Source organism: Betaproteobacteria bacterium (assembly GCA_009693245.1).
Taxonomy (GTDB): Bacteria; Pseudomonadota; Gammaproteobacteria; order Burkholderiales; family SHXO01; genus SHXO01.
This window is the reverse complement of sequence record SHXO01000055.1, coordinates 1-22,203: the sequence shown is the minus strand read 5'-3', so window position 1 is coordinate 22,203 and position 22,203 is coordinate 1. Positions and strand designations below refer to the sequence as shown.

The window sequence follows — 22,203 nt, the reverse complement described above, 5'->3', positions numbered from 1 at the left end:
AGCATAAGCATCGGCCTCGAAAAACGACACATGACAAACCGGCGCATCCAGATCCAACTCGCGCTCGCCAGACAATGTCATCTGGCGCCAATGGCCGTCGCGCTCCGACCAATATAACTGCGCCCGCCAGCGTTCGCTCTGTACCGTGGCCCACGCATCGGAGAGCCACCACTGGGGGGATGCGTAGCTGGCATCCTGCATGAACGCCAACCACTCGCGTTGCGTGACGTGGCGAGAGGCCAACGCATAGGGGCGCAGGAGCACTTCGTGACATGGCCATTCGCAGTCGAAGGCGAAATCCTCCCCCGCATGGCCCACGCACACACGGCCGCCCTCGAAGGGCATCCATTGAATGACGCTTGCGGCTGGCACACCGAGCGCCTCTGCCGCGGGCCGGTAGACGGGCTTGAGGGGATTCTGCGCGAAAAGATGCAGGATATCGGTGAGCAACAATTCCTGGTGCTGCTGCTCGTGTTGAATACCCAGACCGGTAAGAGCGAGAGCCTCGGCCAGCAATTGGTGTAACGCGCCCAGCAATGCCGCATCGGCGTGCCGGCGGTAGGATTTTATTTCATCTAGCGAGGGGCGGGCCAGCATGCCCCGGCGCGAGCGTGGGTGGCGCTCGCCCATCGATTCGTAATAGGAATTGAACAGAAAACGGTAACTTTCGTGGAATGCCCGGTAACCGGGCACGTGGCGCAGCAGGACGAACTCCTCGAAGAACCATGTGGTGTGCGCAAGATGCCATTTGGCCGGGCTGGCGTCCTCCATGGATTGCACCGTAGCTTCCGCATCGGAGAGCCCTTGCACGAGACGCACGGAAAGCTCGCGGCACTGTTGCAACGCCACGGCATGGCACGCCACCCCCTCCTCCTCCCTCCCCACGCTGCGTCTCATCGGGTGCTCCCAAACTGCCCAAGTCTGTCTTGTACCACGCAGTTTTTTATTTGCGCAAGCCAGGAAGCGCCATGGCGCCGCGAAACCCAGATTTTCGTTTCCGTTAGGCGGTTATGGACTCATTGTTGACAGAATTGGAGAAGAACTCGCGGAACGGTGCTTTGGGGGATCAACAAGGGGATCGCCCCTTGTTCGTAACACGATTGTTGCCGAAGCGAGTGCATGCGTTTCGGTTACGGCTATGCCGGCTTAGGTTTATAGAGCACGATGGATTGGCGCTCCTCTTCCCACGAAGATTCGTCGAGCAACGTGATCGCGTCCAAATCCACAGGCAGGGCATCATCGTCGTCAACCCACCGCCGCAAGAGTTCACTGCCGTTGATCAGATCGATCGCCAGGCGGCCGCGTTCGTATTCGTAGGGAAAATCGCGCCATAACTCGTAGCCGGGACTGAGCTGGCGTATCGCCTTGAAGGCCAGCGCTTGCAGACGCCACGGCCGGAAGGCTTCGTGATCGTAGGCGCGGTCCTCCACGTGGATCTGTACGCCCGCGCACAGCTTGCCCGCGTGCTTATGGAAGGCGGGCTCGAACCAGCAAGGCCTGAGCATGCAGCCGCGCAGCCATTGCGGGGCCATGGCTTGCATTTTGGCGATGATTTTGCCCGCGTCCAGATCTGGCGCGCCAAAAAGTTCGAGCGGGCGTGTGGTGCCACGCCCTTCGGATAACGTCGTGCCCTCCAACATCACGGTGCCCGCATAGCAACGCGCCATGAACAGGTTGGGCGCGTTGGGGCTGGGATTGATCCAAGTCCGTTCCCCCAGCGGCCAGCCGTATCCGGGACCTTGCGCCGGTTGCCAGCCCTGCATTTCGATCACCCGGTAGTCAACGCTTGAGCCGAGCTTCTTGATGAACCAAGACCCAAGCTCTCCCATGGTGAGCCCGTGGCGCATGGGCAAGCCGCCCGCGCCGACAAAACTCTCCCAACCGCTGCGCAACCGAAGGCCCTCGATGGGACGCCCGGCCGGATTCGGACGGTCCAGCACCCACACTGATTTGCCGTACCTCGCCGCTTCTTCCAGCACGTAGCGCAAGGTGGTGATGAAGGTGTAGATGCGGCAGCCGAGATCTTGCAAATCCACCAGCAACACGTCGAAGCTATCCATCATGGCCGCCGTGGGCCGGCGCACCTCACCATAGAGGCTGAACACGGGAATGCCCAGCGCGGGATCGGTGAAATCGGGAGACTCCACCATGTTGTCTTGCTTGTCGCCTCGCAAACCGTGCTGCGGGCCGAAGGTCGCCGACAACCGTACATCGCCCAAGGCCGCGATGGCATCCAGCGCGTGGGTGAGATTGGCCGTGACGGATGCTGGATGGGCGAGCAAAGCCACGCGCTTGCCCGCGAGGGGTTTTCGCACGGCGCGATCCTCTAAAAACCGGTCCAGGCCAAACTTCATTCAGCGCTTCCTTTCATGGACAAGACGAATCCGTCTTGATGGTGAAAATCGGGCTTCCCTGGCGGATGCGCCAGGGCCCAGTAAGATAGTTGGCCATCACTGTCTTCGATGACCGAGGAGACTGCCAGTGTCAAGGGGCCTGTGGAGCGATTAAGGCCGATAATCGCTTCCAGTTCGATCCGGTACGCGCCCATTACCACTTGAACGACGGGTGGTGGGTCGCACGATAGATCCGACACCCCGCTTCGGTAGGCGTTGAACCTGTAGGCTGCCCAATCCGATGAGGGCGAGAAATTGTATTCGGCGTAGCTCTCTCCATCGTCCCTCGCGAAGACTTCGAAACAGGTATGCTCCCAAAGCCGCTCGGCTCGCCGCCCGCGCCCCTGGGCCGGAACCCGCACCCGCGCCATATCCCCCTCGAGCACATACCTCAGACGTAATCTGCCTTGGGATTCCCACGACACGCGAACCTGCATTTGGCGTAGGAAATCCGCGGGGCTGCTCGGGTGGCATGCCAGGGAGGCTTCAATCATGATTCATTGTAGCGGCAGCGTTCGGCTATCATGGCCGCGCACTCATAATCGGAGGAGACCATGGAAACGATACTTTCGAGCGGCGAATACAAGTACCGCGTGGACAACGATTGGGGCAATCTGCCCGAGGGCTGGGCCTACCGCGACGTGGTGGGTGTCGCCGTGGACAGCAAGGATCTCGTGTACGTGTTCAACCGCGGGCGCCATCCCGTCATCGTCTATGACCGCGACGGGAATTTCCTGCGCTCCTGGGGCGAGGGAATCTTCTGGAGGCCCCACGGCATTCACATCGGCCCGGACGACGCGGTTTATTGCACCGACGATAACGAACAGACCATCCGCAAATTCACCACCGAAGGCAAGCTGCTCCTCACCATCGGCACGCCCGGCCAGCGCTCGCCCTACATGAGCGGATTGCCCTTCCATATGTGCACCCACACGGCGCTCTCGCCGCAAGGCGACATCTACGTGAGCGACGGCTACGGCAACGCCCGCGTGCATAAATACTCACCGGACGGCAAGTTGCTTCTTTCCTGGGGAGAACCCGGCTGCGATCCCGGCCAATTCAATATCGTGCATAACATCTGTTGCGATGACGATGGGTGGGTGTTCGTGGCGGACCGGGAGAATCACCGCGTGCAGGTGTTCGGCAAGGACGGAAAGTACGAAACCCAATGGAACAATCTGCACCGCCCCTGTGGTCTTTACATGCCACGCGGCAAACAACCCCTGTGCTTCATCGGCGAATTGGGCCCGCAGATGGACGTGAACAAGAACGTGCCGAACTTGGGCCCGCGCATCAGCGTGTGCAATCACGAAGGCAAAGTGCTAGCGCGGCTGGGCGCCAAGCATGGCGGCGAGGGACCGGACCAATTCATCGCCCCACACGGGCTCGCCATGGATTCGCGCGGCGATCTGTACGTGGGAGAGGTATCCAACACCTTCTGGGGATCGCAGGGCCATCTGATTCAAGACCCGCGTGAATTGCGAGCGCTGCGAAAGATGACGCGGATCGCGTGAGCGCCGGTCTTACTCAGGCCAGCAAACCCCGGATCAATGTCATCAACTCGCTATATTCATTGGCGGCTTCGAACTGCGGGAAGCGCGCGGTAACGTTTTCCGGGGCGTGAAACAAAAAGCCCGCGTCGGCTTCGATGAGCATGGCCGTGTCGTTGAAGGAATCCCCCGCGGCGATCACGTGATAGTTCAGCCGCTTGAAGGCGGACACGGCCTCGCGTTTTTGCTCCTGCATGCGCAGTTGGTAACCCACGATGCGATCATTCTGGACCACCAGACGGTGGCATAGCAGCGTGGGCATGCCAAGCTGGCGTATCAGGGGAGCGGCAAATTGCTCGAAGGTGTCCGACAAAATCACCACCTGCACGAAAGAGCGTAACTCATCGAGAAACTCGCGTCCTCCGGGTAGCGGGCTCAAGGTACCGATGATTTTTAGAATCTCGGAGAGCTTCAACCCATGCTGTTCGAGAATCGCCAGCCGGCCGCGCATGAGTTTGTCGTAATCGGGCTCGTCGCGGGTGGTGCGGCGCAACTCCCCGATGCCGGTTTTTTCGGCGACGGCGATCCATATCTCGGGCGTGAGCACGCCCTCCATGTCCAGCGTAACGATGGATTGTTTCACGAGTAAACGCTTTCGAATGTCAGGAGCGCAGGACTTGCCCGGGTTTGGATTCCGTCAATGCGCCGTTGGTGTAAACACTTTGGCCGTTCACGATGGTGTGGAGCACGCCGCGCGATGGCATCACCATGCGCTTGGCGCCGCCTGGCAGATCGTAGCGGCGCTCGCCCCTGTTGCCAGAACCCACGGTGTGCGGGTCGAAGATGGCGATATCCGCGGAGAGCCCTGTTTTGAGGCGGCCACGGTCCTTGATGCCGAAGAAGTCCGCCGGGTCCGAGGTCAAGCGCTGCACCGCGTGCTCCAAGGTCAATGCTTGTTTCTCGCGCACCCACGTCCCCAGCAAATAGGTCGGGTAGCCGGAATCGCATAACATGTCCACGTGGGCGCCACCGTCACCCAACCCGATGAGGATGTCGCGGTTGTTCAGAATTTCCTTCACGCGGTCCACCCGGTGGTTGAAAGTGGAGAGCGTGAACTCGATGTCCAGATCGTCCTCCACGGTCAAGTCGAGAAAAGTATCCATCGGGTCATTGCCGCGCGCCCGCGCGATATCACCCACGGTTTTACCCTCCAACTGCTTCATCGCCGGCGATTTCACCTCGTGTATGGTCACCCGCTCCCAATTGCCGAAGGTGATGGGCTTCTTTAGCTCCTCGCGAAATTCGTCACGGAACACTTGGTCCTTGTACACCGCTCTTTGCGCATCCTTGGAAAGATCGGCGAATACACGCCTCCAGGAAGGAAAAGCCGCGAAGGCGAAGGGATTGCGCATGTTGACTTCGCGCGTGAGCGGCAAGGGCGAAGTCTGCGGGCGGGCGCCGCGCTTGATAAGCGGCGCCACCTTGCGCAAGGTATCCCGCACGGCTTCGGGGATGTCGTCGCGGTCGAACATGGCGATGAAGGTAACGGGGCGCCGGCTGTGCTCCAGAAGATGATCCAGCAATTCGTATTGCTCGTCCTCCAAAACAGCTATGGTGCGGGTGAGCGCCACTTCGATGGCGCCCTTGTTCTTCTCCTGGAGGACGTTGGAGTAGGCCTTGTACTCATCGAGGCTGGCGTTGCGGCAGGCGAGCGGGCGGCCGCCGTAACCCATATGCTGGTTCAGCACGGTGCTGGAAAATCCGAAGGCACCGGCGTCCATGGCCTCGCCCAATAATGCCTTGATGCGTTGCGTCTCGGCGGGCGTGGCGGAGCGCTCCATGGATTCCTCGCCCATCACGTAATGACGGAAGGGCGTGAGGGGCGCCAAAAATGCCAGGTTAACGGCGGAACCGCGCTGCTCGGCCGCGTCCAGAAACTGCGGAAAGGTTTCCCAATCCCAAGTAATGCCCTTGTCCAGAACCTCGAAGGGAATGGCTTCGACGTTCACCAAATCCCGCATGGCAATTTCGCGCGCGCCGGGCCGGCACGGTGCGATGCCGACGCCACAGTTGCCCATCACGACGCTCGTCACGCCATGCCATGGAGAGGGCGTGACCGCCCCATCCCAGCAAATCTGCGCATCGTAGTGCGTATGAGGGTCGATGAACCCCGGGGCCACGACGCAACCGGCGGCGTCGATGATTTTGTTGGCGCTAGCGCCGATCTTGCCAATCTCGGCGATTTTTCCGTCTTGCACCGCCACGTCCGCCCGCCGGCCGGGCGCACCGGTGCCGTCAACGACGTTCCCGTTCTTGATCAGCAGGTCGTAGGCCATATGTGTTTCCTCGCGAATTGGGTTCAGGGGAAGGATAACCCATTGCGGTGAGGAGGGAGGGGGGAGGAGGGAGGAGGCAAGTGTGGGTAGGGAACGGTCTTGCCTTATTTCATTGCTCCTTGTCGGTTAGTGAAAGGGTTTGGTAAACCGAAATCGTTTGCACATCGCGGAACGGGGTTCTGCTCCTCCCTCCTCCCCCCTCACGCCTCACTTGAATTCATGCAACGCCACCCGGTTCTTGGCGATGAAATCCCAGTCGTAAGTCACGCCCAAGCCGGGGCCTTTGGGAACCGGGAAGCAGCCGTCTTTGCCAACGCCTTCAAGCTTGTCGCTATAGCCACACGTGTACACCGGCGGCACCGCGTTGGGCGTTCTCGGGCCTACTAAGGCTACCTCGTAGTAGTTGGAATTGCGCATGGCGGACATGCAGTGCCGGTGGGCAGGGCCGCATGCGTGGATCTCGCAATCCACTCCGAAGCCCTCGGCGATGTGCGCGATCTTCATGGTGCCGGTGATGCCCATGTCGTACTCTGGATCCACGCGCAGATAATCCGTCGCCTCCGCCATGAGGAAGTCGGCCTTGGGTTCCACGCCCCGCACATGCTCCGTTTGCAATAGCGGGGTCTTGATCATCTGGCGCAGTTTCTTGTGGGCGTACATGGAAACGCCACCGTCGCGCATGGGGTCTTCGTACCAGAAGAAATTGGCTTCATCGCATGCGCGGCCCACGTAGAGGGCATCGGCGAAGGTGCGCAACTGGCAAGCGGGGTCCAGCATGAGTTCCATCTTGCTGCCCACGGTCTTGCGCACATGCAAGACGTTGGCTGCCTCTTCGTGCTTGTTGCCTTCGTTCCAGCCGTGGATCTTGTAAGCGCGGTAGCCCAGCTCATGGCATTGCAACGCGAATTCGCCGTGTGCCTCCTTGCTGCCCAGTTCGTCGTTGCGATCGCTCATGAAGGTAGAGGCGTAGGCGGGCAAGCGCCAGCGGTAGCCGCCCAGCATCTCGGCAACGGAGCAACTGAGTTTCTTGCCGTGTAAATCCCACAGCGCGATATCCAAGGGCCCGTGGCCCATGTGGTCGAATTGCCGTGCTTCGCGCTTCAAGTCATCGTAAAGCACTTCTCTTTCCTCTGCCTGGCGCCCGATGAGGTAGGGGGCCAGCATGAGCGTGGAGCCCAGTGCCGCGGCCGATCCTACCCAGTGGGTCACGTATTCTCCCCGCAGGCCGTTGTCCGTCATGATGGCCACCGCATACTTGGTGAGACGGCTGGTGGCGCCGTACTTGCACCCCAGCGCTCCCACCCCGCCACCGCCTACTTGTCCCAAATGCTGGGCGTCGAACTGAAATACGTGGACTTCCACCTTGGTGATCTTGCTCATGGTTCCTCCGGCCCGTGAAGTGGGGGAAAGCATATCATCTCGGACGATTGCATTAGAGTTCGCGAACTCCATGAAACCGGCTCTCGTTCTTTACGCCCACCCGAATCCCGAGGAATCGAGGGTTAACCGCCAATTGCGCGCGGCCATCGAAGGCATCGAGGGCATCACCGTTCATGACCTATACGAGACCTATCCCGATTTCTTCATCGACGTACCGCGAGAACAAGCGCTACTGCTGGAGCACCAGGCAATCGTTTTTCAGCATCCCTTCTATTGGTATAGCTGCCCTCCGCTTCTCAAGGAGTGGATGAATCGCGTGCTGGAATATGGCTTCGCCTATGGAGAAGGCGGCGATAAGTTGCACGGCAAACACTTCCTGCAAGCCATTACCACGGCGGGCCCCGAGGCGCGCTACCGCCGGGAAGGGATAAACCACTTCACCTTGCCCGAATTGTTGCGCCCTTTCGAGCAAAGCGCTCACTTGTGTGGATTGGTCACGCACGCGCCTTTCGTAACGTGCGGCGTGAAGAGTCTTTCCGATGAGGCATTGCGGGAGAGCGCAAGCAGCTATCGCTCACTGCTCGCGGATCTAACGGCTGGCCGCTACCCGCCCGCGACGAACACCTTCGAGGAGGCGTAATGGCGACTCAAGGTGTGCTGGCCCAAGGGTTGGTCTATCTTAGCGCCGCGGTCATCGCCGTTCCGGTCTTCAAGCGCTTGGGCTTGGGTTCGGTCTTGGGATATTTGTGTGCCGGCGCCGCCATAGGCCCATGGGGGCTGGCTTTGGTGCGAGACCCGGAGGCCATTCTGCATTTCGCGGAGTTCGGGGTGGCGTTGCTGCTGTTCCTCGTCGGCCTCGAACTCAATGCGCAACGGCTATGGCAATTGCGCGTGCCCATCCTGGGCATGGGCAACGCTCAAGTCATCGTTACCATCGCCGTCGTGGCCCTGTTGGGCATTTCTTTCCGCACGGAATGGCGCTTTGCGTTGGTCGCGGGAATGGGCTTCGCCATGTCGTCCACGGCGATCGCGCTGCAAACCCTGGCGGAGAAGAATTTACTGGGCACTCCTGGCGGGCAAGCGGGCGTCTCTGTTCTACTGTTTCAGGATATCGCGGTCATTCCTCTCATGCTGGTCTTGGGACTACTGAGCGCCGGCGCGGAATCCAGTTCCATGGACTGGCAGCGGATAGGAACGGCCATTGGTCTCATCCTCGGCATCATCGCCGTGGGGCGCTACCTGCTAAGACACGTACTGCGCTACGTGGCGTCCACGGGTTCGCGCGAAATCTTCATCGCGTTTTCGCTGCTGCTGGTCATCGGCACCGCGCTGCTCATGCAATCCGTGGGGCTGTCCATGGCGCTCGGTACGTTCCTGGCCGGCGTGATATTGGGCGAATCGGAATACCGCCACGAACTCGAGATGGATATCGAACCCTTCAAGGGTTTGTTGCTCGGGCTGTTCTTCATCGCCGTGGGGATGAGCGTGGACATGGGATTATTCGCCAGCCGGCCCATGGCCGTCGCGGGCCTGGCCTGCGGCGTGGTGGTGCTCAAGATCGTGTTGCTACTTGCACTCGCCCGTGCCTTCAAGCTGAGCAGCCAGGATGGCTGGTTATTCGGCTTGGTGCTCTCGCAGGTGGGAGAGTTCGCGTTCGTGTTGTTCGGCGTGGCGCTGAGCGAACAGGTCATCTCCAAGGACCAGGCCAATTTGCTGAATGCCGCCGTGGCGGCTTCCATGATGACCACTCCACTTCTCATGCTGCTCCACCAACACGTGTTAAGTCCGCGCCTGAACCGGGCGCAGCCGGTTTCCGCTGGCACCATCGAAGACAGGCATCCGGTCATCGTCGCGGGATTCGGCCGGGTGGGCCAAGTAGTGACGCGCGTGCTAACCGCCAGGGGCTTCAAGGTCACCCTCATCGAACACGATCCGAACCAGATCGAACGGGTGCGCCGCTTTGGGTGGAAAGCCTATTACGGCGACGTCACCCGTCTCGACCTGCTGGGGAGCGCCGGCGCTGCCACCGCGCAACTCATCGTCCTCGCCATCGATGACGCGGACCAAGCGCTTCGCGCCGCGCGCCTGATCCGCGAGCATTTCCCTTCCGTCCGCTTGGTGGTCAGAGCGCAAAGCCGGACCGACGCCTACGAATGGGTGGAACTCGGAATTCCCTTTGTGCGCGAAACCTTCGGGAGCGCCCTGACTCTCGCGGAACGGGCATTGGTTTCCATGGGCGTGCCGGCATACTCCGCCAAGCGCGCCGCCCAGCAATTTCAGCGGCACGACGAAGCTCTAATAGAGTCTCTCGCATCGCAACGGCACGACCAAAAGACCCTCATCTCCGCGAACACGCAAGCACGCTCGGACCTGGAGCAGTTGCTCCAGAGCGAAGGCGGCGCCCGTGTATCGGACAAGGAGGCAGGCTGGCACTAGTGTAGGTCTGTTGTATGCTCCGCTTCTCGCCACTTCCTTTCAAGACTCCTTTCATGTACCGCAATTTCGTCTGGTCTCTTGTCTTTATCGCCACCGTCACGCACGCGGGCACGCTCGATGAATTAACAAGCACGGAAACCACCAATGCCCTCAAGGAGGCACTACTGCAAGGCGCGGCCAAGCCCGTGGCGCGGATAGGCACCTTGGACGGATTTTTTGGCAATCCGAAGATCAAGATTCCGCTGCCGGAGAACTTCAAGAAAGCCGATTCCCTGATGCGCAAGATGCGCATGGGCAAATACTCCGACGAGTTGATCCTCACCATGAATCGCGCGGCCGAATCGGCGGCGCCGGAAGCCAAGACCTTGCTTTTCAGCGCCGTGAAAAGCATGACCATCGCCGATGCCAAGACCATCCTCACCGGGGCGGACAACGCCGCCACGCAATACTTTCGTACCCATACGGCCGATGCGCTCAAGGCGAAATTTCTGCCCATCGTGGCGCAAGCCACCGAGCGCTTGAAGCTGGCCCAGATCTATGACAAATACGCGGGAAAGGCGACGGCCTTCGGGTTGCTCAAACCCGAACAATCCAATCTCAACGACTACGTCACGGAAAAAGCCCTCGACGGACTCTACGTCACCATCGCCGAGGAGGAAAAGGCGATCCGCGCCAACCCCGTGAAGCAAACGACGAATCTGCTGAAAAAAGTGTTTGGAGTGCTGATCCAGTGAGCGATGCACAAAAAACCGTGGCCGAGTTGCGGCGCGAATACGCGCGCGACACCCTGGACGAATCGCAAGTGGCTCCCGACCCCTTCGATCAATTCGGCCGCTGGTTCGCTCAGGCCCGCCAGTCGGATCTCACCGACGCCAACGCCATGACGCTCGCCACCAGCGACGCGGAGAACCGCCCGTCGGCGCGAATCGTTCTGCTGAAGGATTTCGATGCGCGTGGCTTCGTTTTTTTCACCAACTACGACAGCCGCAAAGGCCACGATCTCGCGTACAACCCCAGCGCCGCCTTGTTGTTCTACTGGCACGCCCTGGAGAGACAAATCCGCATCGAGGGCAGCATCGAGAAAATCAGCGCCATCGAGTCCGATGAGTATTTCCAGAGCCGCCCGCTAGGTGCCAGCCTGGGTGCCTGGGCCTCGCCGCAAAGCGAGGTGGTACCCAGCCGCGCGTTCTTGGAGCAACGTTTCGCGGACTTCACCCAACGCTACGAATCGGAGCCGCCGCGCCCCGCCCATTGGGGCGGCTACCGCATCAAACCCAATCTGCTGGAATTCTGGCAAGGAAGGCCCGACCGCATGCACGACCGGATTCGCTACAGAATGCAGAACGAAATGCGCTGGGAGATCGAGCGGCTGGCACCATAAGCCGGCATAGCCGGAACCAAGACGCATGCACTCGCTTCGGCAACAATCATGTTACGAACAAGGGGAGAACCCCCTTGTTGATCCCCCAAAACCAGAGCACCGTTCAGCAATTTCTTCTCCAATTCTGTCAACAGTGAATCCGTAGGAGAGTATGGCGCCCGCGGAATTGTCGTAGACTCCTCGCTCGAGACCAACCACCGCGACTGACACGATATGAGCCGGGTTACCCTGACGCAATTCCTTCTCGAGCAGCAACGCCATAAGCAGCGCATCTCAAGCGATCTTCGCTTGCTGATCGAAGTGGTGGCGCGAGCTTGCAAGGCCATTGGCGTGGCCATCGGCCGTGGCGGCCTGGCGGGCGTGCTGGGTAACGGCGGCAGCGAGAACGTGCAAGGCGAGGTGCAAAAGAAACTCGACGTCATTTCCAACGAGATTCTGATCGAGACCAACGAATGGGGCGGTTATCTCTCCGCAATGGCCTCGGAGGAAATGGAGCATCCGCACCAGATCCCCAAGCAGTATCCCAAGGGCGAATACCTGCTGCTGTTCGACCCCCTCGACGGATCGTCCAACATCGACGTCAACGTCTCAGTGGGCACCATTTTCTCCGTGCTGCGCTGCCCCAAGGGCGCGGGTAATCCCACGGAAAAAGATTTCCTGCAACCAGGGGTACAACAAGTCTGCGCCGGTTACACCGTCTACGGACCCACCACGCTCTTGGTACTCACCTTGGGTGACGGCGTCAACGTGTTCACCTTGGACCGGGAACTGGGAAGCTTCATCCTGACGCAGTCGAATTTGCGCATCCCAGCGGACACCAATGAATTCAGCATCAACATGTCCAACATGCGGCACTGGGAAGCGCCCGTCAGACGCTACGTCGAGGAGTTGTTGGCCGGGAAGACGGGCCCGCGCGGCAAGGATTTCAACATGCGCTGGGTTGCCTCCATGGTGGCCGACGTGCACCGCATCCTCACCCGCGGGGGCATTTTCATGTACCCCAAGGACGCCCGCGAGCCGGGCAAACCGGGAAAGCTGCGCCTGATGTACGAAGCCAACCCCATGGCCATGATCGCCGAACAAGCAGGCGGGGCCGCCACCAACGGCCACCAGCGCATTCTCGAAATTCAACCCGGGAGCTTGCATGAGCGCGTGGCGGTTTTCTTGGGATCCAAGAATGAAGTGGAGCTGCTGACCAAGTATCACGCCTGAATGATGTGATGTAGTTCACACGAAACCCGTGAATTAGAACGTGGAAGGGCTGCGCCGATTCAGGCACATTTTGGCCGAATGCCCTGCGCTTCGGTTCGCCGGGCTGGACGTATCACGTTCAATAGAGGAAGGATTCATGCACGGTAGCGCCGGTAGTGTCGTGTTGGTGGGAGCAAACTGTAGGAGTTGGGTCAGTGCGGTAAGACATCTGTACGGGCTACTGGCCGTGGGCATCTGGTCGCCGCCTGCCACCGCGCCTTCTCCCAACCGTTTCGCGCCTCCCTATCCCCATCCCCCTTATCTCGAAACCAACGTGCGCGAATATATGGTGAGTATGTTCGAAGCCGAGCGCGCGGCCATTCAATCCCTGCTTCCTCCTGGCGTGCAGGCCGCTTCGACCAATACGGTAGGGATATCGCACTACATCATTGAAGATGGAGCAGGATCGAGTCCTGGGCTCGCACCGTTTCAAGCGACTTTCATATTCGCCGAGGTAGAAGGGCGCGATGACCCTTCCGGCGGCAAGGGACGCCACATGCTATGGGGTTTGTATAGCGAAGATCTCGCGTTAGCCGCCTTGGCCGGCGTACTGGGCCTGCCCATGGAAACGGGAACCACGGCCTTCGCGGAAAGCGGCGGCGGAGTCCGGGGCGCGGGCTTGAGCGAGGGCAAGGAAGTCATCGTTTCCGGAATCAACCCCAAAGGGGATGGCCCCGTGACGCTGGGGGGCGTGCTGCACTACCCTTGGGTGCGGCAAAAAGCGGAGGCGATACCCTCTCCCGAACTGGTGATTCAGTCCGTCGCCTGGACCGCTAAGGTTCGGACGGCGGATTTGGTGTCGGTGAAATTGAACTTCCCCGAGAGCCATCGTATGAACCGGCTAAAACCAAAGAAGCTGCTTTACGCTTATTTCGGTAGGGATGTGAACTTCGAATTTGGGGATGTCCCAAAAGAAAGTTGGTAGCAGGCCAGGCTCGGCGCTGCCCAGTTATTTGGGCAAGGTGATTGTCGCGGAATGGGTTCGCTGGGCTTGGAGAGACTATTTTCCGAACAGCGCCGCGTAGCGCTCGGGTGCGAACCCCACCAGCAGCGATTTCTCGTGCTCGAGAACCGGCCGTTTGATAAGGCTGGGGTTTTGCGCCATCAGCGCCAATGCCTTCTCCTCGCCGGGATCTACCTGTTGTGCAGGTGCGAGTTTGCGCCAGGTGGTGCCCCGCTTATTGAGCAGCGCCTCCCAACCCACCTGCGCCGCCCAGTTGCGCAATTGTTCTCCGGAAACTCCAGACTTTTTGTAGTCGTGATAATTGTAGGACACAGAATGATCGTCCAACCAGGCAAAGGCGCGCTTCATGGTGTCGCAGTTCTTGATGCCGAAGAGTCTGGTCATGATCTAACCCGGGATATGCTATGCCAAACTGCGGGCGAGTTTTGGCCGCAACAATGGAATGGCTTGACGGTGCTCGCCGCGGCTGGGAATTTGGAATAGAGCAAACCATCCATGCCCTGCTTTCGCTCCACGCTTTACGGAGACCATCCAACGTAAGCGCCAGATGATTAAGAACGTCCCGCCCCAAGATTCCCCATTGCTGGTCGCATAGGAGGTACTGGCCGCGAAACCTTCGGTCTAGTCATCGTAGGCCGGCACGGGTTACTCCGGGACAACTTCTTCGAAGGTAGTTACTGGCATATAGGCGCCATCATGCACGCGATTTCATAACATGCTAGCAGAATCAAGGTTTGCCAAGGTTCTAATCCAGAATATGCGAAACCAAGCCGTCGGCCAGCTTCGGCTCGAACCAGGTGGATTTCGGCGGCATGATTTTTCCTGCGTCTGCCATGGCCATTAGATCCTCCATGCTGGTGGGGAACAATGAGAAAGAAGCGGCGGCGGTACCGCTATCGACGCGCCGCAGCAGCTCCGCGACGCCGCGAATTCCGCCGACGAAATCCACCCGATCATCGAGCCGCAAATCTCGAATGCCGAGAAGAGGCGCCAGGATCTGGTCCGACAAGATGCTCACATCCAGCCGTGCCACCGGGTCCTTGGGAACATAGGCGGAGCCCACGCGCAGACGGTACCAGTGCCCCGCCACATAGAGGCCGAACTCGCCCCTTGCCTCAGGCTTGACGGCTTGCGTGCTTGGGTGCACATCGAATTTCTCGCGAACGCGTTCGACGAAAGCCTGCGCGGTCATGCCATTCAGATCTCGCACCACGCGGTTGTAGTCGAGGATGCGAGTCTCATGATGCGGAAAGGCCACCACCAGAAAGTAATGGTGGCTCTCGGTGGCGCGAGACTCTCGGCGCGAAGCCGCCACACGGGAGGCGGCGGCCGAGCGATGATGGCCGTCGGCGATATAGAGGGCGGGCAAGGCATCGAAGGCCGCCTGCAAGCGCTGGCAGGTTGCCTCATCCTCGATCACCCACAGTTCATGGCGAACACCGTCATCCCCTTCGGCGCTCGTGGAAGGCGGCGAACGGGAGGCGCCTACCAGCAAAGCATCGATTTCCGGTTGCGAAGGGTAGGCCACGAGCACGGGACCCGTTTGCGCGTTCAAGGCTTCCATGTGGCGCACGCGGTCGTCTTCCTTGTCTGGTCGCGTGAGCTCATGGCGCTTGATGCGGCCCGAATCGTAGGCGGCCACCGATGCGACCGCCACCAGCCCAGTCTGGGTATAGGTTCCCATGGTGAGCCCGTAAACGTAAAAGCAAGGGTGTTCGTCTCGCACCAAGATGCGCTCGCCAATCAGGCGGTCAAAATTCTCGCGGGCCTTGCGGTAGACGGCACCGCCATGGCTATCGCTTCCAAGGGGCAAATCTATCTCTGCCTTGGAAACATGTAGGAAGCTATTGGGATGACCGGCCGCGCGCGCACGCGCCTCCCCGCTAGAAAGCACATCGTAGGGCGGCGCCGCGACTTGTTGCGCGTACTGGGGGAGAGGCCGCAAGCCGGCAAAGGGACGAATCAACGGCATGAGTATCCTGCCCTCGCCTTGGCATCAAGAGTGTTGGTTATCACTTGTGCCATTGCTTCCAAACCTCGTACTCCTTCAATGTGGCTTCGTTGGGCGGATACGTTCCAGGCACCGGCGCACCCGCGCGGATTTTCTCCAGCACAAAAGTCTCCAGGCGGTCCAGCTCAGCACCTGACTCAGCCACTTGCTCCGCCACGTGCCGCGGCACGCACACAACACCCTCGCCATCGCCCACCATGATGTCGCCGGGCATCACCAGTACTTCCGCGCATCCGACCGGTACGTTGACCTCCACGGCCAGATGTTTGACGGGGTGGGGCGGCGAGGCCGCGCCCTTGGCGTAAACGGGAAATCCCAATTCCTGGATGGCAGGGTAATCGCGAATGCAGCCATCGATCACGTATCCAGCGGCACCCAATACCTTGAGCCGCGTCATGTAGACCTCGCCCCCCGCCGCCGCCCCCATCACGCCGCGCGCCTCCACCACCAGCACTTGGCCGGGCTGGATGCCTTCAATGGCCACGCGCTGGGCGTAGCTCGGTTTGGAGATGGTATCGAAGGTCGCCAAGTCCTCCCGCGCCGGAACGAGCCGCAAGGTCGCCGCCTCGCCTACCATGCGCTGCCTCGGCGATAGCGCTTGCAGGCCGGGGATGAAGGTGTTGCGAAAGCCGAGCTTGAACAATTGGGTCGTGAGCGTGGCGGTGCACACTTCGCGTAGCTTGGCCAAGGTGTTCGGTGTAATGACAGCGGGATTCATGATGATGATTTTTTCCAAAGAGCGCCTTCTATAATCCGCGCCAATTAAGCTAACGGGGAATCCATGAACAACGGGGGCAGCTTCGATTATGTCATCGCCGGCGCGGGTAGTGCCGGATGCTTGCTGGCCAACCGCCTAAGCGCGGACCCTGACAACTCCGTCTTGCTGCTCGAAGCCGGGGGCAAGGACGATTATTTCTGGATCGGCATCCCCGTGGGCTACCTATACACCATCGGCAATCCGCGCACGGATTGGTGCTTCAAGACCGAGCCCGACCCTGGGTTGAACGGCCGCACCCTGGGCTACGCTCGCGGCAAGGTGCTGGGCGGATGCTCCTCCATCAACGCCATGATCTATATGCGCGGCCAGCGCGGCGATTACGACCATTGGGCGGCCTTGGGCAACCGCGGCTGGTCCTGGGACGAAGTGCTACCTTACTTCAAGCGCACGGAAGACTATGCTCACGGCGGTGACGAATTCCATGGCGTGGGCGGTGGCCTGCGCGTGGAAGAACGCCGGGTGAGCTGGGAGATCCTCGATGCGTGGCGCGAGGCGGCGGCCGAATGCGGGATTCCGAAGATCGCGGAATTCAACAGGGGAGACAATTTCGGCAGCGCCTATTTTCAAATGAACCAGCGGCGCGGTGTGCGCTGGAGCGCGACCAAGGCATTCCTGCGGCCGGTGCTGCGGCGGCCCAATCTCACGGTGCGCACCGGCGCGCACATACACCGCGTGTGCATCGCAACAAGCGAGACCGGAAAACGCGCGAGCGGGCTGGAATATCGCGACGCCACGGGTATGTACCGCACGGATGCGCGCAAGGCGGTGGTGATGGCCGCCGGGGCCATAGGCACGCCGCACATCCTGCAGCTTTCTGGGGTGGGTCCAGGGGCGCACATGCGCGAGTTTGGCATCCCCGTCCTCCACGAACTGCCAGGGGTGGGCGAGAACCTGCACGACCACTTGCAGATTCGCACCGTATACAAAGTCTCCGGTGTGACCACGCTCAACGAGCGTGCCAACAGCTTGTGGGGAAAGATGGCCATGGGCTTGGAATACTTGCTATGGCGCACCGGCCCGCTCACCATGCCGCCTTCGCAATTGGGCGCGTTCGCCAAGAGCGATCCGAGCCAGCCGGCGGCAAATATCGAATGGCATGTTCAACCCCTGTCGCTGGATAAGTTCGGCGATCCTCTGCATCCCTACCCTGCCATCACGCCCTCCGTGTGCAACCTGCGGCCCACCAGCCGCGGCACGGTGCGCCTGAAGTCCGCGCAGCCGGAAGCAGCACCCGCCATTCTGCTCAATTACCTCTCCACGGAGGAAGACCGAAAGGTCGCGGTGGATTCCGTGCGCTTCACCCGAAGTATCATGGCGGCGAAGGTCTTGGCGAAGTACGAGCCCCGGGAACTCAAGCCGGGGCCGGCCATCGTGTCCGAGGATGATTTAAGGCGCGCCGCGGGAGACTTGGGAACCACGATCTTTCACCCGGTGGGGACGTGCAAGATGGGAAGCGACGCGCAAGCCGTGGTGAACGACCGTCTTCAGGTACGTGGCATTTCTGGATTATGGATCGCGGATGCTTCGGTGATGCCCAGAATTACTTCCGGAAACACCAACGCACCCACCACGATGATCGCGGAGAAAGCGGCGGAATTCATCCTTCGCGGCGAATCCGGAGGATAGGAAAGAGTCTGAAGAAGACCCGGTCCAGGGCGGACCGGGTCTGGAACGGCAAATTAAGACAGGTGGCCCGCGACCAACTTGGTCATCTCGAACATCGAGACTTGCTTCTTGCCGCTGAACACGGGCTTGAGCTTGTCGTCAGCGTTGATCATGCGCTTGTTGGCTGCGTCTTGCAGGCCGTTATTCTTGATATATTTCCAGAGCTTGCTGGTGACCTCGGTGCGCGGCATCGGGGCCGAGCCAATAACGGCGGCGAGCGCCGCGCTGGGGGTCATGGGCTTCATGAATGCAGCATTGGGCTTGCGCTTTGCCGCTGGCTTCTTGGCCGCGGGGTTTTTCGCGGCCGCGGCTTTCTTGGGAGCAGCCGCTTTCTTCGTAGCTGCTTTCTTTGCCGCAGGCTTTTTGGCGGGGGCTTTCTTTGCCGCAGGCTTTTTGGCGGGGGCCTTTTTGGCCGGACTTTTTTTGGCAGTTGCCATCGTGATTATCTCCAAAGGGTTCGTCGCGCTCTCGTAGGCGTCCTCTCCGGAAGCGCCACTGCGCGGCGAGTGGAGAATGCCTAGTGGCGATGCAGTTGTCAATCGGTAAACGCGCGTTTTCCCCTCTGAAAACGCACTTTTTTTGCAAGATGTCCTCATGGCGGCGTCATACGGCGACGCTCTGGAGAAAATTAGGCCTCTTAAGCGTGGCTTAAGTCTCGTGCCCTAAGATGGTATTGCACGGTGTTGCAACGAGTTGTGCCGTCGCACCAACCTTACTGAATTAACTGAAAGGATTATTCATGACCAAGAATCTCTTAGTTGCCGCCGCCATCATGTTCTCCCTGGCCATTCCTGGCGCGGTCACCTTCGCCAAGGACGCCGCCCCCGCCGCGACCCCGGCCGCCGAAGCGCCCGCTACGCCGCTCGCGGCCGATGCCGCCAAGCCCAAGAAAGCCAAGCGCGGCAAGAAGAAGGACGCCGCCCCCGCCGCGACCCCGGCCGCCGAAGCGCCCGCCAAGTAAAAAGCGTCCCTCGCTGAATTAGCGGGCTCGGGGAGCTTCCCCGGGCCCGTTTTTATTTGACTGCATTGCAAGGCACGCTACTCTTCGCGCTGGCCTCCCCCCTTATCCCCCCACCCCCCAATCCCTCGTATCCTCATGCGGCTCCTCCTTGTAGAAGATGACTCCATGATCGGGGAGAGCGTACGCCAAGGCCTGCGCCAGGATGGCTACACGGTAGATTGGGTACAAGACGGCCGGGCTGCCGAACTCGCCCTGGCGAGCGAGGATTACGCGATGCTTCTACTCGACCTCGGCTTGCCGCGAAAATCCGGGTTGGACGTACTTCGCGGCCTACGCCGCCAAGGCAAGGGCCTTCCCGTGCTCATAATGACCGCGCGTGACGCCGTCGAGAACCGCATAGAAGGGCTCGATGCGGGGGCCGACGACTACGTGGTGAAGCCTTTCGACCTGGACGAACTGGCGGCGCGCGTGCGCGCCTTGCTGCGCCGGCAATCCGGCCGGGCGGAGCCCGTCATAGTCATCGGCGAGCTCACCCTCGAACCGGCCTCGCACCACGTGACACTCGCTGGCGAAGAAGTGCCTTTGTCCAGCAAGGAGTACGCGTTGTTGCACGCCCTGATGGAACGCCCGGGAGCCGTGCTGTCCCGCCCCCAAATCGAGGAACGCCTCTATGGCTGGGGGGAAGAGGTGGAAAGCAATTCCGTCGAAGTTCACATCCACAATCTGCGTAAAAAACTGGGCAGCGATTGGATTCGCAATGTTCGCGGCGTGGGTTACTTCGTAAACCGGTGAGATCCATCCGTGCCCGCCTTCTGTTGTGGCTGTTATTGGTGTTGTGCGTCGCCGGCATACTGGCCGCGCTGATCATTTACCGCACCGCCTACCAGGAAGCGAGCGAGGTCTTCGACTATCACTTGAAGCAGATCGCGCTCACGTTGCGCGACCAGCCCTTCGAGGATCAAGACATCCTCGGCACCTTGGAGGAGGAAGCCGAGTACGACTTCACCATTCAGGTCTGGAACGAGAACCGAACGAAGCTCTACTCCTCTCATGCCGAAAGGATCCTGCCGCCGCAGTCCAAGCCGGGATACAGTTACGTGGAACAGACCGAGGGTACTTGGCGGGTGTTCGTGCTATCCCAGGATGGATTGAGCATTCAGGTGGCGCAACCGATGGGGGTGAGGCAAAAGCGGGCCGCGCGCTTGGCGCTCAATACCGTGCTTCCTTTCTTGATTCTGCTGCCAGTCATGGGTGTGCTGATCTGGATCATCGTCAGCAAGGGGTTGTCCCCGCTGAATGTCCTGGCCCAGGATCTCAAACAACGCGATCACACGTCGCTGGCGCCGCTCTCCGAGCAAGAACTCCCGGACGAGTTGCAGCCCCTGGTGAGCGAACTGAATCATTTGTTAGGCCGGTTGAGCCACGCCCTGGAAGCGCAGCGGGCCTTCACGGCGGACGCGGCCCACGAGCTTCGCACCCCCTTGACCGCATTGCAGCTTCAGGTTCAGCTCGCCGAACGCGCCCCGGACGATGTGGCAAGAGGGCAGGCTTTCGAATTTCTCAAGTCAGGGCTGCGCCGGGGCATCCACCTTGTCAATCAATTGCTCACCCTCGCGCGCAACGAGCCCGGGGTTTACGTGCGGCAGGGTAAACCAACCGACCTCGGCCAACTCGTGCGGCAAGCTGCGGTGGAGCATGCCGGTATCGCCCAAAAAAAATCCGTGGATCTGGGGGTCGTTCGCGCCGATAAGGTGAGCGTGATGGGTGACACGGAGGCTTTGCTAGCCATGATTGGCAATGTGGTTGGGAATGCGGTTCGCTATACTCCGCCGGGAGGCAGGATAGATTTATCGGTGATGGCTACCGAAGAAGGCCCGAGGGTCGAAGTCACCGATAGCGGCCCAGGCATTCCCGAAGCCGAGCGCGAGCGTGTATTCGACCGCTTTTATCGCGGCGAATCCGCCTCGGTGGACGGGGAAACCGGCAGCGGCATCGGCCTAGCCATCGTCAAGAACGTGGCGCAACGCCACGGCGCCACCGTCACATTGCACGAGCCGGCCACTGGATCCGGGCTCGTCGTGCGTATCCAATTTCCGAAACAGTAGTCCGCGCCGGAGCCGTACCCAATGACCCATTTTCTTCTGTCCTTTCCGCGTTCGCTCCTTCAAGGCCGCTACCGCATCGTGGCCAGTCTTTGGGCCGCGTGCCTTGTCGTGTTCACGCTGCTGCGGCTGGTGCTGGCCGTATCCACCGCCAGCGGCGCGCAGTGGTCCCCGCTGACTCTTCTCCATAGCTTCACCCTCGGATTCGCCTATGACGTGGGAGTCGCCACCGTCCTATGCATTCCCTTTGGAATTCTCTTGGCGCTTCTTCCCCGGCGGCTGGTACGCTCCCCGTTAGTGAAGGTGCTGGCCGCCGCGGTCATTTTCGCGGGGGCCAGCGCCCTACTGTTCGATGTTCTCGCCGAGTGGTTATTCTGGGACGAGTTCTCCACGCGATTCAATTTCATCGCCGTGGATTATCTGGTGTACACGAATGAAGTCCTGGGCAATATCCGCCAGTCCTATCCCGTCGTTCTCATGCTGGCGTGCATTGGCGTGCTCTCGCTCCTGTTCGTGTGGGGATTACGGCGGGCCATTCATCGTGCCTGCGACCCCCTCGGGGCAGAACACGGCCGTTGGAAGGCCGTGGCAGCGCATGCGTCCTTGGGCGCCTTGCTGATGATCGTGCTATCGGGCGGCGACCGCGAAGCTATCGCCAATGCTTACGCCAGGGAGATATCCGGCAATGGATTGTTCGAGCTGATACGCGCCTTCAAGGATAACGAACTGGAATACGACCGCTTTTACGAGACCATGCCCAGGCAGCAAGCGCACTCGCAGTCCAAGGACGAGCGGGCGCTCTCGGGCTGGAGTCCTTCCAGCGGCGATGCGGACGATCTTCGCATGCGGGTCACTGGAACGGGCACAGAACTGCGGCCCAACGTCGTGATCATTTGCATGGAAAGCATGAGTGCCGACTACATGCGCACCTTCGGCTACGACAAGAACCTCAAGCCCAATCTGGACCGTCTGGCGGGCGAGAGCATGTTCTTTAGCCGCGCCTTCGCCTCGGGTACGCGCACAGTGCGCGGCTTGGAAGCCCTCGCCCTCTCCGT

General features: G+C 60.4%; 22 protein-coding genes. 12 read left to right on the top strand and 10 right to left on the bottom strand.

What is annotated here, in order from left to right:
* From EXR36_10190 to EXR36_10180, 3 genes are all read right to left on the bottom strand, one after another.
* Positions 1-897, bottom strand: an 897-nt coding sequence (locus EXR36_10190; GenBank protein MSQ59988.1) for an ergothioneine biosynthesis protein EgtB, incomplete at its 3' end; no start/stop codon positions are given.
* 239 nt (positions 898-1,136) lie between these two features.
* A complete protein-coding gene (locus tag EXR36_10185; GenBank protein ID MSQ59987.1) occupies positions 1,137-2,354 on the bottom strand; it encodes a DUF1343 domain-containing protein in 1,218 nt (405 codons plus the stop codon).
* Positions 2,351-2,887 carry a DOMON-like domain-containing protein gene (locus tag EXR36_10180; protein ID MSQ59986.1) on the bottom strand — a complete coding sequence of 179 codons (537 nt, stop codon included), beginning with the start codon at positions 2,885-2,887 and terminating at the stop codon, positions 2,351-2,353. Before EXR36_10180 ends, EXR36_10185 begins: the two co-directional genes overlap by 4 nt.
* A 60-nt stretch (positions 2,888-2,947) precedes the next feature.
* On the opposite strand from EXR36_10180, the gene EXR36_10175 reads away from it, so the two are divergent.
* Positions 2,948-3,907, top strand: a complete 960-nt coding sequence (locus tag EXR36_10175) for a hypothetical protein (protein MSQ59985.1) — start codon at positions 2,948-2,950, stop codon at positions 3,905-3,907.
* 13 nt (positions 3,908-3,920) lie between these two features.
* On the opposite strand, the gene thrH is transcribed toward EXR36_10175, so the two are convergent.
* From thrH to EXR36_10160, 3 genes are all read right to left on the bottom strand, one after another.
* Positions 3,921-4,526 (bottom strand): bifunctional phosphoserine phosphatase/homoserine phosphotransferase ThrH, encoded by a 606-nt coding sequence (gene thrH, locus EXR36_10170; protein MSQ59984.1) that lies wholly within the window; start codon positions 4,524-4,526, stop codon positions 3,921-3,923.
* A 19-nt stretch (positions 4,527-4,545) separates the two neighbouring features.
* The gene (locus EXR36_10165) at positions 4,546-6,219 is read right to left on the bottom strand and encodes an amidohydrolase (protein MSQ59983.1); all 1,674 of its coding nucleotides are present in this window, start codon (positions 6,217-6,219) and stop codon (positions 4,546-4,548) included.
* Positions 6,220-6,426: 207 nt separating this feature from the next.
* A complete protein-coding gene (locus EXR36_10160) occupies positions 6,427-7,599 on the bottom strand; it encodes a mandelate racemase (protein ID MSQ59982.1) in 1,173 nt (390 codons plus the stop codon).
* A gap of 70 nt (positions 7,600-7,669) precedes the next feature.
* Here EXR36_10160 and EXR36_10155 point away from each other — a divergent pair, with 70 nt between their 5' ends.
* The 6 genes from EXR36_10155 (at position 7,670) to EXR36_10130 (ending at position 13,592) form a co-directional block, all read left to right on the top strand.
* Complete coding sequence (locus tag EXR36_10155; protein ID MSQ59981.1) at positions 7,670-8,239, top strand: NAD(P)H oxidoreductase; 570 nt, start codon at positions 7,670-7,672, stop codon at positions 8,237-8,239.
* A complete protein-coding gene (locus EXR36_10150; protein MSQ59980.1) occupies positions 8,239-10,035 on the top strand; it encodes a glutathione-regulated potassium-efflux system protein KefC in 1,797 nt (598 codons plus the stop codon). Before EXR36_10155 ends, EXR36_10150 begins: the two co-directional genes overlap by 1 nt.
* A 53-nt stretch (positions 10,036-10,088) precedes the next feature.
* Positions 10,089-10,769: a DUF4197 domain-containing protein gene (locus EXR36_10145; GenBank protein MSQ59979.1), complete on the top strand. Its 681-nt coding sequence runs from the start codon at positions 10,089-10,091 to the stop codon at positions 10,767-10,769.
* On the top strand, positions 10,766-11,416 hold the full coding sequence (gene pdxH / locus EXR36_10140; GenBank protein ID MSQ59978.1) for a pyridoxamine 5'-phosphate oxidase: 651 nt from the start codon (positions 10,766-10,768) through the stop codon (positions 11,414-11,416). Before EXR36_10145 ends, pdxH begins: the two co-directional genes overlap by 4 nt.
* Positions 11,417-11,629: 213 nt before the next feature.
* Positions 11,630-12,628, top strand: a complete 999-nt coding sequence (locus EXR36_10135) for a class 1 fructose-bisphosphatase (protein ID MSQ59977.1) — start codon at positions 11,630-11,632, stop codon at positions 12,626-12,628.
* 136 nt (positions 12,629-12,764) lie between these two features.
* Positions 12,765-13,592, top strand: a complete 828-nt coding sequence (locus EXR36_10130; GenBank protein MSQ59976.1) for a hypothetical protein — start codon at positions 12,765-12,767, stop codon at positions 13,590-13,592.
* 75 nt (positions 13,593-13,667) lie between these two features.
* Here EXR36_10130 and EXR36_10125 read toward each other — a convergent pair whose 3' ends face one another.
* The 3 genes from EXR36_10125 to EXR36_10115 form a co-directional block, all read right to left on the bottom strand.
* On the bottom strand, positions 13,668-14,018 hold the full coding sequence (locus EXR36_10125; protein MSQ59975.1) for an ArsC family reductase: 351 nt from the start codon (positions 14,016-14,018) through the stop codon (positions 13,668-13,670).
* A gap of 358 nt (positions 14,019-14,376) precedes the next feature.
* Positions 14,377-15,603, bottom strand: coding sequence for a DUF1015 domain-containing protein (locus EXR36_10120; GenBank protein MSQ59974.1), 1,227 nt, complete (start codon positions 15,601-15,603; stop codon positions 14,377-14,379).
* Between the two features lie 40 nt (positions 15,604-15,643).
* Entirely contained in the window at positions 15,644-16,360 is a 717-nt protein-coding gene (locus tag EXR36_10115) for a ribonuclease activity regulator RraA (GenBank protein ID MSQ59973.1), read from the bottom strand.
* A 63-nt stretch (positions 16,361-16,423) separates the two neighbouring features.
* Between EXR36_10115 and EXR36_10110 the strand changes: the two genes are divergently transcribed.
* Complete coding sequence (locus EXR36_10110; GenBank protein ID MSQ59972.1) at positions 16,424-18,046, top strand: choline dehydrogenase; 1,623 nt, start codon at positions 16,424-16,426, stop codon at positions 18,044-18,046.
* Positions 18,047-18,099: 53 nt separating this feature from the next.
* Here EXR36_10110 and EXR36_10105 read toward each other — a convergent pair whose 3' ends face one another.
* Entirely contained in the window at positions 18,100-18,522 is a 423-nt protein-coding gene (locus EXR36_10105) for a hypothetical protein (protein ID MSQ59971.1), read from the bottom strand.
* A gap of 302 nt (positions 18,523-18,824) precedes the next feature.
* Here EXR36_10105 and EXR36_10100 point away from each other — a divergent pair, with 302 nt between their 5' ends.
* From EXR36_10100 to EXR36_10085, 4 genes are all read left to right on the top strand, one after another.
* Positions 18,825-19,046, top strand: coding sequence for a hypothetical protein (locus tag EXR36_10100; protein ID MSQ59970.1), 222 nt, complete (start codon positions 18,825-18,827; stop codon positions 19,044-19,046).
* Positions 19,047-19,181: 135 nt separating this feature from the next.
* A complete protein-coding gene (locus tag EXR36_10095; protein MSQ59969.1) occupies positions 19,182-19,838 on the top strand; it encodes a response regulator in 657 nt (218 codons plus the stop codon).
* Positions 19,793-21,151, top strand: a complete 1,359-nt coding sequence (locus EXR36_10090) for a two-component sensor histidine kinase (GenBank protein MSQ59968.1) — start codon at positions 19,793-19,795, stop codon at positions 21,149-21,151. The genes EXR36_10095 and EXR36_10090 overlap by 46 nt, the downstream gene beginning before the upstream one ends.
* Before the next feature lie 21 nt (positions 21,152-21,172).
* Positions 21,173-22,203 (top strand): hypothetical protein (locus EXR36_10085; GenBank protein ID MSQ59967.1); only part of this gene is annotated, 1,031 nt, incomplete at its 3' end.